Here is a 15,509-nt window from a genome sequence, read left to right as displayed (position 1 = left end):
TTTTTATTGAACAACATTCATTCAATTAATTTATGCCCAACCTTCGTAACGCTTACGGCGCGACAAAACAATGGTTAAAATAATTCCCAAAAATAACCCTAAAAATGCAATCGCACCGCCGTAGGTAAGTAGTTGTCGTTTTTCTTTTGAACTAGCGGCTTCTTTTTGCGTGCGCTCTTGCGCGAGTGTTGTTTGCAGGCTTGTAATTTGCGCTGATAATTGCAGGTTTTGATCGGTTAAGGTTTGATTTTGCTTTTGTAGCTGCGGTAGTTCTATTTGAGCAAGGCGTAAATTTTCCTGCATGGTGCTCATTTCGCTGCTTAAGGTTTGGTATTGTTGATGTAACCCAGGCGTAGTAGAAATAAATTTAGTTTCAATCCAACCTTCGCGGTCTTTGTCGTCCTTTATTTTAATAAAGCCGTTTTCTTCGCCAGACAGTACGGTTATTTTTGTTCCTGCGTCTACAGAGCCTAGTAGTCGATAATTTTTACTCGCCCCTGAACGCATAAATGTATATAAATTGTCGATGATATAAGCGGTATTTGCATCTGATGAACTCGCTGTTGTTGCTTCATCTTGTGCGTAGCTTATAAACGTAGTGGCTGTTAAAAGTAGCCCGAATAAACAATATTTTAGCATTTATCTACCTTGTTGTTCTTACTGAGTCCGTTATGAACATGGTTTTTTAATTCACATATAAAGCAAGATAGTAGGGATTTAGCCTTTTAAAAGCAAGGCTGATATTGTAACCCTGCCATGATTAAACCACTCAAAAAAGCTAAAAAATTTGCATTGTTAGAGCGCTTTGTTTATTTTGACCACTTATTTATTTTAAAGGTAATCCGCAAACCGAATGGATACTGAGATAGAACTGAAATTTTTGGTATCAGATGCCGTTGTCCCACTGATCCCCTCATTAATTACTCAATTTGCAAAAACGGTTATTAATAAGCCTTCACGTAGTTTGCAAAATGCTTATTACGATACGCCTAGCCGTGAATTAAGAGCCCTTGATATTGGTTTTAGAACCCGTTGTTATGACAATCAGTGCGAACAAACTATTAAGCTTGCTGGCGAAGTGGTAGGTGGCCTTCATCAGCGCCCAGAATATAACTTACCTATTGATTCCAGCCGCCCAAACTTGATGGCGTTTAGTGCTGACATTTGGCCTCATGGAATGCAGGTAGATGCGATTTCACAAAATTTATTTCCTATTTTTAGTACTAATTTTATTCGCCGTACGTGGTTAATTGAAACGCAAGGCGGTGCAAAAATAGAGGTCGTGCTTGATAAGGGCGAGATTGCTGCTTCTGGGCAAGTTGAGATGATCAGCGAGCTGGAAATAGAATTAATCGAAGGCAGCCGCAATGAACTGTTTGCTTTGGCCGATATTTTAGTTAGCCAAAACTGTATTCGACTTGGTTTGTATTCAAAAGCAGCGCGTGGCTATCGTTTAGCCGACGATAATCCACTTAAGCCTAGTAAGTCGATTGGATTTGTTAAGCTTCCTCGCTCTGCAACCCAAGAAAACGCTTTAAAAGAAGCAATGAACTTTGGTATTCGGTTTGTGCAAAAGCATGAGCAGTGTTACTTCGATAAACCGAGTTTAAAAACCTTAAAAAGGGTGACTGACGGTATTAGTTTAATTCGTCATACCTTTTGGTTGTTTGACGATATAGTCTCTAAAGACAGCACCGAACAATTACGCACCGAGCTTAAGTGGCTTTTGAGCGAGTTAGCATGGGTAGAAAATGCAATTCAGTTAAAAACTTATACGTCTAAACGTCATGCCTTTTATAAAAAAATAAATGCAGCGCCCGCTTTGGCGCAAGTTATTAACGACTTAAAAGAGCTGCAGCCAAGTATTGATGACATTAATGCGCTGTTTCATAGTGCCCGGTATAATCGTTTGTTGCTCTCGTTAACAACGTGGTTGATTGACAAGCAATGGCGAAAAGATTGGGGGCAGGTAGAGCTCCAAGCTGCAGAAAATCCAGTGTCTTCAATTGCTGAAAGATTGTTTAATAAAGACTGGAAAAACCTGCACCAGTTATTGCCAAAAGAGCAAACGCTAGGCGTAGCTGACTACCTTAATTTACGAATGCAGCTTGAAAACAGTTTGCTAAGCGGTAATTGCTTAGGATCGATGTTCGATAAAGAAGAGCGTCTTGAGTTTAGATTGCCGTGGTTAGATATTTCGCATGGTGTTTATGAACTCAGTACCCTTGAGTATTTAAAGCAATTATGTGCTGGCCAAGAAGATGAGCAACTAGCCAAAATTCAATCTTGGTTAGAGCAAAAATCGGAATACTTAGTCAGTGCAATGGAGCAAAGTCGGCTTGCTTCGTTTGACATAGCGCCTTATTGGCAAAAATGATGATCAAGCACTTTTGCAATTTAATCCCAATGCAAAAGTGCATTTGCTTCCTAATTATTTTGTTAAGCTTTAACGTTTACTCTGAGCCTCGTTGGCTATTATACAAAAACGAGCAAGGAGTAAGCATTGAGTATCAGCAATTTTCTGATGATACGTTTGTTGTAAAAGGTCAGCTTAATATTGAAGATGTAACAGCAAATGACTTCTTAGATTTATTAAGTGATACGCGTATTGCGTCAAGTTGGCTTGAAAACACGTCTAAAGTACGTTTAATTAAAGCACTTAGCCCTTCAGAAAACCTCGTTTATAGCTATATCGACTCTCCTTGGCCTGTTGCAAACCGAGATGCTGTTACCTATTCGTGTTATTCAAGATTATCTCCGCAGCAAACTAAGCTTTCTATTGAATCGCGTCCAGAAGAATTGCCATTAACTAAGCGTGTAGTAAGAATTAAAACGCTTAATGCACATTGGTTACTGACACAAAAAGACGAAGATTTAAATATTGAATATCAGGTTTACGCCTTACCTGGAGGAAATATTCCAACCTGGCTATACAATAAGGTGGGACTTAAAAGTACCTTTAAAACGCTGGTGAATTTACGGACAATGCTAGAAACTAAAAGCTACACCGCACGCGAACCGGTTATTAAAGCTGGCGCTTGTAATTTACGCGAAATGACAGCTAAATAAGTCATTACAAAACAGCAAGGGATTACACCTATAAATGACTCAGTTAAGCCATTTATAGGTGATTGCTCAGTATTTTAATATTTGGCTGATTTAGAATCTTTAGGTAGTGAGTTTTGAATAAACTCTCTTAAGTCGTTATTTGAACTTTCTAAGTCAGCATGGCGAAGGTACATCATGTGCCCACTTCTGTAGCCTTTAAAACTCAAACGATCTTTCATTTTTCCACTTGGATCTAATTGCCACATTGTGTACTTGGCATCAAAGTAATTGGTTGCACCATCGAAATAACCCGCCTGTACCATTACATTTAAGTAAGGGTTTTGAGCCATTGCTAAGCGAAGGTTTTCACCGGTATTATTGCCACTTCTATCCCAAGGATGAACGTTACCAAATAAGTTATATTTTATGTCGGTTTTATAGTTTAACTCTTCGCGCAGGTAGTAATTGATTGCAGGTGTAAACGAGTGTAACCATGAAGTCAGCTCTGCCCAGTAGTCAGGTGAATCTCCTGCATCGCGTTTGTCTATGCCTAGGTAGCGAGAGTCTAAACGGCCGACTGTTTGGCCTCTATCACGTAATAATTCTTTCCAGAAGTATTGCGTAGGGATATCAAGGTTGTTTTGATCGACAAACGTGTCTGAAAGGCCAGCATACGCAGCCATTTTTTTAATGATACGACGCTTTTCGTCTTGCGCTAAAAAGCCACCTTTTGCTAAAGCTGGTATTAATTCGTTTAAAGTAAATTGCTCAACTTCAGGAAGGAGTTCGTCTAAATCTTTTGCTTGTAAATCGGCATTTAGTGCTTTGTGATACCACGCGGTGGCTGCAAAGTATGGCAAACGATTTGCCGCTTTAACTGGGCCTTCGCGTTTAATTCCAATGTCTGTTGGTGACACTAATACAACACCGTTAATATACATCCATTGGCTATTTTGTAGCTCATGTGCAAGGCCCGATACGCGTGTTGTGCCATAGCTTTCGCCAATTAAAAACTTTGGAGAGCGCCAACGCTCTGTTCTATTTACAAAGGTATTTAGCCACTCGCCAAGGTATTTAATGTCGGCGTTAACGCCAAAAAACATCTCTTTTTGTTGAGCTTTAGAAAGCATTTCGCCTTTTTCGTTTTCAATAACTCGCGAATAACCTGTATTCACAGGGTTTACATAAACAATGTCGGCAACATCAAGTACAGAGTATGGGTTGTCTTTAACACCATAGGGTTGAATAGGGTAGCCTTCATCATCAATTTTTAATACACGTGGGCCGGTGTAGGCTAAGTGCATCCAAACTGAGGCTGAGCCAGGGCCACCATTAAAAGAAATGAGCAATGGACGTTTGGTTCTATCATCAACTTTATCGCGTGTGTAATAGGTGTATTGCAGTGTAGCAACGGCATCGCCTTTGTCGTCCCATACGGGTTGAGTGCCTGTTGCAACCGTATAATTAAAGCGTTGACCATTAATTTTAGCTTTGTGTTGGGTGATAACTTTACTATCTACATCAATACGGCGTTGATTATCAGCATTAGCATGGGTACTGAGCATTAATGCAAAAACCGTGATTGGTAAAATACGACTAAGCTTCATGAGGTATCCTTATTATATTTAATAACTCATTAAAGATAAAAATGAGTGAAATAACAAAGGTAATGAGACTAGCTGCCGATATAAGTGGTTAAGTTAATTAAAATTAGCTGGTAAGTAGATAAAACGATTATTATTGGTTTAAATATTTGTTTAATTATTTAGCTAATAATTAAAATCAGGTATATTTGCTTGTAGGTTTGTTTTTTTATTATATCTGTCGATTTACAAGCTACTTAATGGAATGTGCTTTAATATTTAAAGCGTTCAATAACAATGACTCTGGATGTTTTTTACTTATTTTTACTTATTTTTGCTGCGTAAAGCGTAGTACCGGTAAGTTTTATTATTTTGCATTTGCAGCAAATGTTGCAAAAATAATGAGAACAAAGAGAAGATCTATGCAAAGAGTATTAGTGGTTGAAGACAGCAAAGTAGTGCAGCAGGTTTTACGCCACTTAACCGCCCAGTATTTAGATGTTGCCGTTGATTTTGCTTGGTCTTTAGCTGAGTGCAAGGCTTACGTAGAAAAGTACGACTATTCCCTAGCGCTTGTTGACTTAACACTTCCAGATGCCCCAAGTGGCGAAGTTGCCAAATACACACTTTCTAAAGCAATTCCAACGGTTGTGCTTACATCAAAGATAGACGAGTACAAACGCCAGCAAATGCTAGAAGATGGTGTGGTTGATTACGTTATAAAAGATAACCGTGATTCTTATCATTATGCTGTTAAGTTAGTATCACAACTTCTCAGAAACCAAGGCTGTAAAGCGTTAATTGCCGATGATTCTATGTTGAGCCGTTCATTAATGAAACAAATGCTCGAAAAGCAATTATTTGATGTGACAACCGCGAATGATGGACAGCAGGCACTTGAAATACTAAAAGCTGATGCAGATATAAAGTTACTTATGACTGATTACGCTATGCCTACAATGGATGGCTTTGAGCTAGTTAAAGCCGTTCGTAATTTTAGAGGGCGAGACGATTTAGCCGTCATTGGATTGTCTGGCGCAGGTAAGCATGGTTTATCAGCACGCTTTATAAAATATGGTGCAAACGATTTTTTAACCAAACCGTTTATGAATGAGGAGTTTCACTGTCGTGTACTGCAAACAATGGAACAGCTATCACTGATTGCAGATATAAAAGAAAGTGCATTTAGAGATCATTTAACGGGTTTATATAATCGACGTTACTTTTATCAATATGCTGAAAAGCTATTAAAAAACAAAGATCAAAACAATACGCTTGCGTTACTTGATGTGGATTTTTTCAAAAATATAAACGATACATTTGGTCACGAAGGCGGCGATCAGGCGCTTAAACAGGTTGGCTCACTTATTCGCTCAACCTTTGCAAAATTTACGGTAGCAAGAGTCGGTGGAGAGGAGTTTGCCATTGTGTTACCAGACATAGATTTAGCGAGAGCTCGCGAGTACCTTGAAGCATTTAGAAAAAAAATGGCTAGTTACGATTTTTCTATTAGTGACAAGCCATGCACGATAACGGCGAGCATTGGGCTTGCAGAGTTTCAAAATACGAATTTAAAAGATGCGATGCGCGTTGCCGATAAAGCGTTGTATGAAGCAAAAAGTAAAGGTAGAAATTGCATAGGATAAAAACGTGTTAAGTTTTGGTGCAGTGTTACATGTGCACCAATGTAGCTAAGTTGTTAAAAAAGCGCACCTAAATGGTGCGTTTTTTTTGTGGTAAAGCAAAGTATTTTAATTAAGTTATTGTTTTTAAATTAGATTAAATAGTGGCACAAAGGTTGGATTATGTAACTCAACAGGATAACAATAAAGAGTCCGAGGGGGCCACTATGAAAATGATTAGTGCAATCATAAAACCATTTAAATTAGACGATGTGCGTGAAGCGCTCGCTGATTTAGGAATTGAGGGGATGACTGTAGTTGACGTTAAAGGTTTTGGACGTCAACGAGGTCATACAGAGTTATACCGTGGTGCAGAGTACCAAGTCGATTTTATTCCAAAGATCAAACTTGAAATTGCAACTCGTACAGAAAATTGCCAACGCGTAGTTGAAGCTATCACTAAAATTGCATCAACAGGCAAAATTGGTGACGGCAAAATTTTTGTGTACGACTTAGATCAAATTGTTCGTATCCGTACTGGCGAACTTGACGAAGAAGCAATTTAAGAGGGGCTTATGGAAAATACAATTGTAGAACTTAAATTTTCACTCGATACATTTTACTTTTTGATATCGGGTATATTGGTAATGTGGATGGCAGCAGGTTTTGCCATGTTAGAAGCAGGCTTAGTTCGCTCTAAAAACACCACTGAAATTTTAACTAAAAACATCGCGCTTTATTCAATCGCATGTACCATGTTTTTGTTAGTTGGCTACAACATCATGTATGTAGACAACGCTGAGGGCGGAATCATGCCATCACTGGGTGCGTTAATTGGTACGCAAGCTGCTGATGCCGATCACTCTTTAGAGTCTGACTTTTTCTTCCAAGTGGTTTTCGTTGCAACAGCTATGTCAATTGTATCGGGTGCGGTTGCTGAGCGAATGAAGCTATGGGCTTTCTTAGCATTTACTGTTGTTTTAACTGGCTTTATCTACCCAATGGAAGGTTACTGGACATGGGGCGGTGGTTTCTTGTCTGAAATGGGATTTGTTGATTTTGCAGGTTCTGCCATTGTTCATGGTGCAGGTGCAGCAGCAGCACTAGCAGGTGTTATTTTGTTAGGCGCTCGTAAAGGTAAATACGGTAAAAACGGTGAAGTTTACCCAATTCCAGGTTCTAACTTGCCACTTGCAACTTTAGGCACATTTATTTTGTGGATGGGCTGGTTTGGTTTTAACGGTGGTTCGCAGTTATTACTATCAGATAAAGAAAACGCAACGGCTGTAGGTCAAATCTTACTTAACACTAACGCGGCTGCGGCAATGGGTGCAATTGCAGCACTATTTGTATGTAAAGTATTATGGGGCAAAGCAGATTTAACAATGGTACTTAACGGTGCGTTAGCGGGCTTGGTTGTTATTACTGCAGACCCTCTTTCACCTTCTCCATTAATGGCTTGTTTACTTGGTTTATTAGGCGGTTCATTAGTTGTATTTAGCATTATAGCTTTAGACAAGATTAAGATTGATGATCCAGTAGGTGCTATTTCTGTACACGGTGTGTGTGGTGCATTAGGTATAATGCTAGTTCCGCTTTCAAACGGTGATGCGAGCATTGTTAACCAGTTAATCGGTTTAGTAACTATCTTGGCATTTGTTTTTGTAGCATCGTTCATTGTGTGGGCTATATTAAAATACACAATGGGTATACGTGTTACAGAAGAAGAAGAGCTAAACGGTATGGATCAACACGACTGTGGTGTAGAAGCTTACCCTGAGTTTGTATCTGTTCGTAATAACTAAATTTATATAGTGTGTTCATCAAAGCTCTACTTTAGGTAGAGCTTTTTTCGTTTCAGGGAAGGTTAATTTTTCAGGTGTTAGGGTTATGACCAATATGCTAAGCTCTCCTTTGTAAATAAACCGTTGGAACACATTACACTTACATGGCTGATAATAAAAAAACACCCAGTAGTAAACCCCCTTCTAAGCGTGCATCGAAAGCAAGCAGTTCGCCACGTAAAACTAAACCCAAATCAACAAAAAAAGCGGCAAAAACTGTGGTTAAACGCTCATTTATGAGAAAAACATGGTCAGTTTTTTGGAAGCTAAGCTTGGCGGTTTTTATTGCTATGGCCATGTACCTTATTTATTTAGACTCAAAAACAACACGTGTATTTGAGGGCAATAAATGGCAACTACCAGCACAAGTGTATGCGCGTGCAATGCAGTTTTACCCAGGGCAATTTTTATCAAGTCAAGAGGTGGAATTTGAACTTGAACGTCTAAATTACTCGTCGGTTAATCGACTTAGCCGCACCGGCCAATACGTTAAAACGGCCGATAGCATTAAAATTTATCGACGTGAGTTTGAGTTTTATGATGGGCTGGAGGAGTCTAGGATTGTTGAGCTGCGTTTTGCAGGACAAAAGGTAGCCTCTGTAAAAGATAAATTTGGTAGGCGCTTGAATAATGCTCGCTTAGAGCCTGTTCAAATAGCCCGCATTGGTAACGATTCTAAGCAAGATAGGGAATTTGTGCCCCTTGATAAGTTTCCTGCTATGTTAAAAGACACTTTGCTAGTGGTGGAAGACCGTAATTTTTATGAGCACCACGGTGTATCTGTTTTTTCTATTTTACGCGCTTTGTATACCAATATTAGAGCAGGGCGAACAGTACAAGGCGGTAGTACATTAACGCAGCAACTCGCTAAAAATATATATTTAACCCGTGAACGTTCGCTATTGCGAAAAATAAATGAGGCGTTTATAGCGCTTATTCTGGATTATCGTTACTCAAAAGACCAAATATTAGAGGCCTACTTAAACGAGGTTTATTTAGGACAATCTTATAACCAAGGCGTGCATGGCATGGGCTTGGCGTCTGAGTTTTATTTTTCAAAACCCGTTGATGAGCTTGAATACGACCAAATAGCGCTGCTAGTGGCGATGGTAAAGGGCCCGTCTTATTACAATCCTCGCCGCTATAAAGAGCGCACTATGGAGCGTCGCGATTTAGTGCTTCGCCTTATGGTAGAAAACAAATTAATAAGTACAAAAGAATACCGAGCATCGCTTAAGCGCTCAATAGACATTGCGCCAATGAAAGAAAGTTTACAAAAATCATACCCTGGGTATTTAGAATTGGTGAACCGTGAATTAAATAAATTACTACCCGATCAGCAAACGTTAGATGCTGGTGTTAGGGTTTTTACTTACTTTGATTTACAAAAACAAACAGCAATGGAAAATTCGGTTGAGAAAAGCTTACCGTATTTAGAGAGACGCCCTAAAACAGATAAACTTGAAGTGGCTATGATATCTGTAAATTCAGATAAGGGTGGTGTATCGGCCCTTGTAGCAGGGCGCGACATTCGATACTCAGGCTTTAATAGAGTGCTTGATACAAAGAGGAATATAGGATCTTTAGTTAAGCCCGCCGTTTATTTAACAGCGCTGCAATCACCAAATTATAATTTGGCCACATTACTTGATGATTCGCCGTTACAGGTAACCAATGAAGAAGGTAATGTATGGCAGCCTGAAAATTTTGATCGTCAATACCGTGGTGCAATACCGCTTTATCAAGCATTTAGTAATAGTATTAATATACCTGCAGTTAATTTAGGCTTAGATATAGGGGTGGATAAAGTTGCAAATACACTTAAATTACTCGGAGTGGATGATCAAATAGATGAATACCCATCTTTACTCTTAGGAGCTTTAGAGTTATCAAGTTTTGATGTAGCTCAGCTTTACACCACTATCGCAAATGACGGTGAGTATAAGAAGTTGACGTCTATTTCAGCACTAACCGACTCTGTAGGTAACGTGCTATATAAACATCAAGTGAGTGCAGAGCCTCGCGTTGATAAAGCGTCTGTATATATGACTAAGTATGCAATGAAACGCGTAACAAAAGACGGCACAGCCAAGCGTTTAAATTTACACTTTCCGTCTATTCAATTAGCTGGCAAAACAGGCACCAGCAACGATTTGCGCGACAGCTGGTTTGCTGGATTTGATCAAAATACGGTAACTGTTGCATGGCTTGGCCGCGATGATAATAAAAGCACAGGTTTAACTGGCAGCGTAGGGGCGCTTGAGGCTTATATTCGTTATTTAAAACCACTTAACCCACAAGCTATTGCTGATACTCGCCCACCTTCAATTCGTTGGGCTTTTGTAAACGAGCACACAGGTAAACAAGCTCCGCCAGGATGTGGCAAAGTGATCCAACTTCCATTAAGAGTGAGTGAATTTGAGCCAAGGCCGCGCTGTATAAAATGATAACCTAAACAACACAGCCGCTATTTAGCGGCTGTGTTGTTTATAGATATTAATAACTAAGATTTAAAAAAGCGCATTGACGTTGTTAAGTCGTTCGATAAGCGTGAGAGCTGCTCCGCGTCTTGCAGCGTTGATTGTGCTGAGACGAGTGTATGGTCAGCCAAATTATTTACTTCTTGCGAGTCATTTAGAGCCTGAGTTGTCGCATTGGCTTGTTGTTTAACTCGTTCAGCGATTACCTCGCCTTGATGCTTTATATCACCCATACTACTTTCCGCACTTTGCAGTACCGTATTTGTTTGGTTTGCGGCTTCAACAGATAACTCCATTTTTTCAACGCTTGAACGCATTTTCACTTGTGTATCGTCAGATGCTTTTTGCAGTGAGCTAATAATTTGGTGAATTTCTTGTGTTTGTGTTTGAGTACGTAACGCAAGTGTTCTTACCTCATCTGCGACTACCGCAAAACCACGTCCGTGTTCACCGGCTCTGGCCGCTTCAATTGCTGCATTTAGCGCTAATAAGTTTGTTTGGTCGGCAATTTCACTGATCCCTTTACTGACTTTGCTTATTTCTTGGCTATCTTGGGCTAGTCGGTCGAGTGCTTGTTGGCTTTCGGTAAACTCCATTTTTAAATCTTGCATATATTGAGCAAGCTCCATAGTATTACTCGATCCTTGTTTTACATGCTCTGCGGCATTTTGAGCGGTGAGGGTTGCTTGATGAGCCGATTCTTCAATTGTATGTGCAGTTTGCGCCATATCGCTTAATGCATGGCTAATTGCATTTACCCGCGTTTGCTGTTTTATTACGTCGTCGCTGGTTTGGCTACTGGCATGCGAAAGAGACTTAGTGGCATCGCAGAGTGCTTTTGTGCTGGTTTTAACATCTGAAAGTAAATGTGAAAAGGCACTAAGTAGGGCGTTGTACTGCTCAGCAATAACACTCATTTCGTCATTACCATGTAAGTTAAGAGTTGCATTTAGATCACCGTTAGCGGCCTTAGTGGCTGCTTTAGAGAATCGACTGATGGTATCAACGACTGCAAAATAAAATCCAACCATTAAATAAAGTGCAAATAATAAACTCATTATTGAGGCAACTAATACGGTGTTTCGGGTCCACTGCTGACCTTTTATTTTATTGCTAATTAACGACTCTAAAGTTGGGATACTTGTGTTGATTAAAGCGCTAATATTTTTTTGAACATTGTCAGTGAGTGCTGAAAATTCACGCTGAGTTAACTCTATGTCGTCGGGTTCAAGTAGTTTTTTATCTATCGCGTTCTTAAATGCTGAGACTGATTTTTGTAGTTCATTCAAAGTGGGAGAAAGCACTTTATTTACCGATTTATCCGCTGACGTTGCAATAGCGAGTGTTTTCAAAAGTTGCTGCTCAAATTGGGGTAACGATTTACTTAGGTTTGAAAGTGCAATAAAGGTATCTGGGGTAAATTGGTTATTGTTCAGTACTGTATTTGCGCTCGCGGCGGTTAGGTTTATTTGAGTGATAAAAGCAGGGACACGGGTTACCAACGCGCGATTTAAATAGGCACTGGCCAGTTCACTATCAAGCGCTAAATTAGATTGAATTGACACAAGCTCAAGAACATCTTCGGCTTCATTGTCATTTATTTTGAAGCCTAGTGCTCTTGCTATATTGATGTTTTTGTCCGTTTCACCCTTTATTTGGTTAGTGAGTATTGCCTGATAGCCTTTTAAGCCTTGTTGTTCCATTTTTGATACATGAATACTTTTGCTCAACAAAGACACTAGAAAAAACATGCTCAGTGCAAGTGGGATCAAGAGAATACCAAATGTAATACTTATTTTTGATTTGTATTTTAGGTTCGCCATTAATCGCGTTGCAGGCGCAGCAAACTGCCGTAATCCAGACATAAGATTCTCTTGTAATTAATAAAGTAGGGTGAAGACAACTAGACCTTGTTACGCTTAATTATCATTCAATTATGTTACTTTACAAATAAAAAAAGCCCTTAGTGGGCTTTTTTAAATCTTTAGCTTGAACAACCAATTTTAAATATGAATAAATAAAATATTTTTGGCAGCGTTAACGATTAAAGTTTAGCAAAACAACGCTCAGCTGCGGCAATAGTATTTTGTACTTCCTGCTCTGTGTGTGCAGCACATACAAATCCAGCCTCAAATGCTGACGGTGCAAGGTATACACCTTCTTCAAGCATAAGATGGAAAAAGCGTTTAAAACGCTCTAGGTCACACTCAGTCGCTTGTTTGTAAGTGGTTACTTTTTCTGCGTCAGTAAAGAAAAATCCATACATGCCGCCCGCGTAGTTTGTTGTAAGAGCGATACCCGCTTTTTTAGCGCCTGCTTCAAAGCCTTCGCATATGGCTTTTGAAATCGCTTCCAGCTTATCGTGTAAACCCGGTTCACTTAATAGCTCTAATGATTTTAAACCTGCAGCCATGGCAATTGGATTACCCGACAATGTGCCTGCTTGATATACTGGGCCAACAGGCGCAATGTAATCCATAATCTCGGTTTTACCGCCAAATGCGCCGACCGGCATGCCGCCGCCAATTACTTTACCTAAACAGGTTAAGTCTGGCTTTATGTTGTAATATGCTTGCGCGCCACCTAATGCTACGCGAAAACCTGTCATTACTTCATCAAAAATAAGTACCGACTTGTATTCATCACATACTGCACGTAGGCCTTCTAAAAAGCCTTCAACAGGTGGAATGCAGTTCATGTTACCCGCTACAGGTTCAACAATAATACAGGCAATTTCGTCTGCGTATTTTTCAAAAATTGCTTTTACTTCTTCAATATTATTAAACGATACCGTTAATGTATGTTTAGCAAAATCTTCAGGAATACCTGGTGAATTAGGCACGCCCATAGTTAGAGCACCCGAGCCCGCTTTAACCAAAAGCGAATCGGCATGGCCGTGGTAACAGCCTTCAAATTTTAGGATTTTATCGCGGTTTGTAAATCCACGTGCTAAGCGAATTGCGCTCATTGTTGCTTCGGTACCAGAGCTAACCATGCGTACTTTTTCAATTGACGGTACAAGTGCTTTTACTTTCTCAGCCATCAAAATTTCAGCTTCAGTTGGCGCGCCATAGCTAAGGCCGTTTTCAACTGCTTCATGAACCGCTTGTTTTATAGCAGGGTGATTGTGCCCCATGATCATAGGCCCCCACGAACCTACGTAATCAATATAACGATTACCATCGGCATCAAACGTGAATGCACCTTCTGCTTTTGTAATAAATAGTGGTGTGCCACCTACGCCATTAAAAGCGCGCACTGGTGAGTTTACGCCACCAGGAATAGAGGTTTGAGCGCGTTCAAATAAGTCTTGGCTAATTGTCATGAAAAATCCTATAAATTGTCACTTAAAAAAAGGTTAGCTGTCGCGTTTGCGGCTAAACCAAGGCACGTCTACTTCATATTGCTCAACTTTATTTTCTACGCCGAGCGTTAAAGCAAACAATGCCATACGAATTAATACGCCGTTTTGTACTTGGCGAAATATAGCTAAATTGTCGTTGCTGTTTAAGTCGTTATCAAGCTCGTTAGCTTCAGTACGACTATCACGAGGAAGCGGATGCATTAGCACCGAATTAGGCTTACAGTGTGCGTTATAAATTGACTGGCTAATTCTAAATCCGCCACGGTATTTGTTTGCTTCTTCTTGAGATGGAAAGCGTTCTTCTTGAATACGTGTTTGATACACAATATCGGCCGCTAAGTTCCCTTCCATTTTGTTAACTAGTTCAATTTTATGGCCAGCGTTTTCTACTGCATCTAAAATACTGGTTGGCATTTGCAAGCCATCGGGTGCCACCATTGAAAATTTAACGTTTTTGTAATGACACAATAGTTTTGATAACGAATGAACAGTACGGCCATATTTCAAATCGCCAACCAAAGCGATGTGCATGCCATCAATGTTTTGATCAAAGCGATGCAACTCACGTTCAATCGTTAGTAGATCGAGCAGTGCTTGAGTAGGGTGTTCATTTGGGCCGTCACCGCCATTGATAACAGGGACGGTACAGCCTTCGGCAAATTCACTAACCGAACCTGCGTCTGGATGGCGCATTGCCACTGCATCTGCATAAGCTGATATAACACGCGCTGTATCGTACAAAGACTCACCTTTAGCAAGGGCTGAACTTTGCATGCCGGTTGTTTCACGCACGCCTCCACCAAGCAGGTTAAACGCAGTACCAAAGCTAACACGTGTACGTGTGCTAGGTTCAAAAAACAAATTAGCTAAAATAGCGCCTTCAAGTACCGTTGTTTGCTTTTGCTTTTTAGCGTAAGGCTCCATCTTTTTTGCTACTGCAAAAATACGTTCAATGCAGTCTCTGTCTAACTGATTAACAGACAGAATATGTTCACCTTGGAAACTTAACATGGGGTTATTCCTAGTTTTTCAAAAGGGCGCGATAATCCATAAAATGGGGCACGCAATCGCGCATATTAGATTTTAAATAGTATGTAATTAATATGGTATTTGGTTGTACCAAAGCGCTTAAAGGCTCGGTTTAATTACTGCCAGTGCAACTATAATAAGCAGCGCGATAACAGGTAATTCATTAAAAATTCGGTAAAAACGATCTGTTTTAGTATTTCTGTCGTGTTTAAAGTCGGCTAATAATTTAAAACAGTACGCATGATACAAATATAAAATAATGACCAGTACAAGCTTGTAGTGCAGCCACATGCTGTATTTAAACCATTCACGACCATATTCAACAATTGTCAGTACACCAAAAAGGGCCGTTAAAATAGCAAATGGCGTTACAAAATAAAGGAGCCTGCGTTCCATTACTTTTAGCATAGAGTTACATGCACGCTCTTGGCTCATTGCGTGGTAAACAAATAATCGTGGTAAGTAAAAAATGCCTGCAAACCATGCAATCATAAAAAATATATGCAGCGTTTTATAAATCAGTAATGCGCTCATAGTAA

Annotated in this window: 12 protein-coding genes; 6 read left to right on the top strand and 6 right to left on the bottom strand. The window is 39.8% G+C overall.

Features of this window, described 5'->3' with window-relative positions; all coding sequences use genetic code 11:
• Window positions 1-30: 30 nt before the first annotated feature.
• A complete protein-coding gene (locus CWB62_RS12275; protein ID WP_058404978.1) occupies window positions 31-639 on the bottom strand; it encodes a TIGR04211 family SH3 domain-containing protein in 609 nt (202 codons plus the stop codon).
• A 214-nt stretch (window positions 640-853) separates the two neighbouring features.
• On the opposite strand from CWB62_RS12275, the gene CWB62_RS12270 reads away from it, so the two are divergent.
• Window positions 854-2,377, top strand: a complete 1,524-nt coding sequence (locus CWB62_RS12270; protein ID WP_138527555.1) for a CYTH and CHAD domain-containing protein — start codon at window positions 854-856, stop codon at window positions 2,375-2,377.
• A complete protein-coding gene (locus CWB62_RS12265) occupies window positions 2,377-3,069 on the top strand; it encodes an START domain-containing protein (protein WP_138527571.1) in 693 nt (230 codons plus the stop codon). Before CWB62_RS12270 ends, CWB62_RS12265 begins: the two co-directional genes overlap by 1 nt.
• Window positions 3,070-3,143: 74 nt before the next feature.
• On the opposite strand, the gene CWB62_RS12260 is transcribed toward CWB62_RS12265, so the two are convergent.
• Complete coding sequence (locus CWB62_RS12260) at window positions 3,144-4,655, bottom strand: S10 family peptidase (RefSeq protein ID WP_138527556.1); 1,512 nt, start codon at window positions 4,653-4,655, stop codon at window positions 3,144-3,146.
• Between the two features lie 398 nt (window positions 4,656-5,053).
• Here CWB62_RS12260 and CWB62_RS12255 point away from each other — a divergent pair, with 398 nt between their 5' ends.
• From CWB62_RS12255 to mrcB, 4 genes are all read left to right on the top strand, one after another.
• Window positions 5,054-6,277 carry a GGDEF domain-containing response regulator gene (locus CWB62_RS12255; protein ID WP_138527557.1) on the top strand — a complete coding sequence of 408 codons (1,224 nt, stop codon included), beginning with the start codon at window positions 5,054-5,056 and terminating at the stop codon, window positions 6,275-6,277.
• Between the two features lie 203 nt (window positions 6,278-6,480).
• Window positions 6,481-6,819: a P-II family nitrogen regulator gene (locus CWB62_RS12250; RefSeq protein WP_004587162.1), complete on the top strand. Its 339-nt coding sequence runs from the start codon at window positions 6,481-6,483 to the stop codon at window positions 6,817-6,819.
• Between the two features lie 9 nt (window positions 6,820-6,828).
• Complete coding sequence (locus tag CWB62_RS12245; protein WP_138527558.1) at window positions 6,829-8,058, top strand: ammonium transporter AmtB; 1,230 nt, start codon at window positions 6,829-6,831, stop codon at window positions 8,056-8,058.
• Window positions 8,059-8,201: 143 nt separating this feature from the next.
• Complete coding sequence (mrcB, locus tag CWB62_RS12240; RefSeq protein ID WP_138527559.1) at window positions 8,202-10,544, top strand: penicillin-binding protein 1B; 2,343 nt, start codon at window positions 8,202-8,204, stop codon at window positions 10,542-10,544.
• Between the two features lie 56 nt (window positions 10,545-10,600).
• Here mrcB and CWB62_RS12235 read toward each other — a convergent pair whose 3' ends face one another.
• The 4 genes from CWB62_RS12235 to CWB62_RS12220 form a co-directional block, all read right to left on the bottom strand.
• On the bottom strand, window positions 10,601-12,442 hold the full coding sequence (locus CWB62_RS12235) for a methyl-accepting chemotaxis protein (protein WP_138527560.1): 1,842 nt from the start codon (window positions 12,440-12,442) through the stop codon (window positions 10,601-10,603).
• A gap of 179 nt (window positions 12,443-12,621) precedes the next feature.
• On the bottom strand, window positions 12,622-13,902 hold the full coding sequence (gene hemL, locus CWB62_RS12230) for a glutamate-1-semialdehyde 2,1-aminomutase (RefSeq protein WP_058404985.1): 1,281 nt from the start codon (window positions 13,900-13,902) through the stop codon (window positions 12,622-12,624).
• A gap of 33 nt (window positions 13,903-13,935) precedes the next feature.
• A complete protein-coding gene (locus tag CWB62_RS12225) occupies window positions 13,936-14,952 on the bottom strand; it encodes an aspartate carbamoyltransferase (RefSeq protein WP_006791507.1) in 1,017 nt (338 codons plus the stop codon).
• Window positions 14,953-15,069: 117 nt separating this feature from the next.
• Window positions 15,070-15,504 (bottom strand): CopD family protein, encoded by a 435-nt coding sequence (locus CWB62_RS12220; RefSeq protein WP_058404986.1) that lies wholly within the window; start codon window positions 15,502-15,504, stop codon window positions 15,070-15,072.
• Between the last annotated feature and the right edge of the window lie 5 nt (window positions 15,505-15,509).

The organism is Pseudoalteromonas sp. S408 (assembly GCF_005886645.1).
Taxonomy (GTDB): domain Bacteria; phylum Pseudomonadota; class Gammaproteobacteria; order Enterobacterales; family Alteromonadaceae; genus Pseudoalteromonas.
Note: the sequence above shows the minus strand (reverse complement) of the source record. Positions and strands in the feature narration are given on the sequence as shown.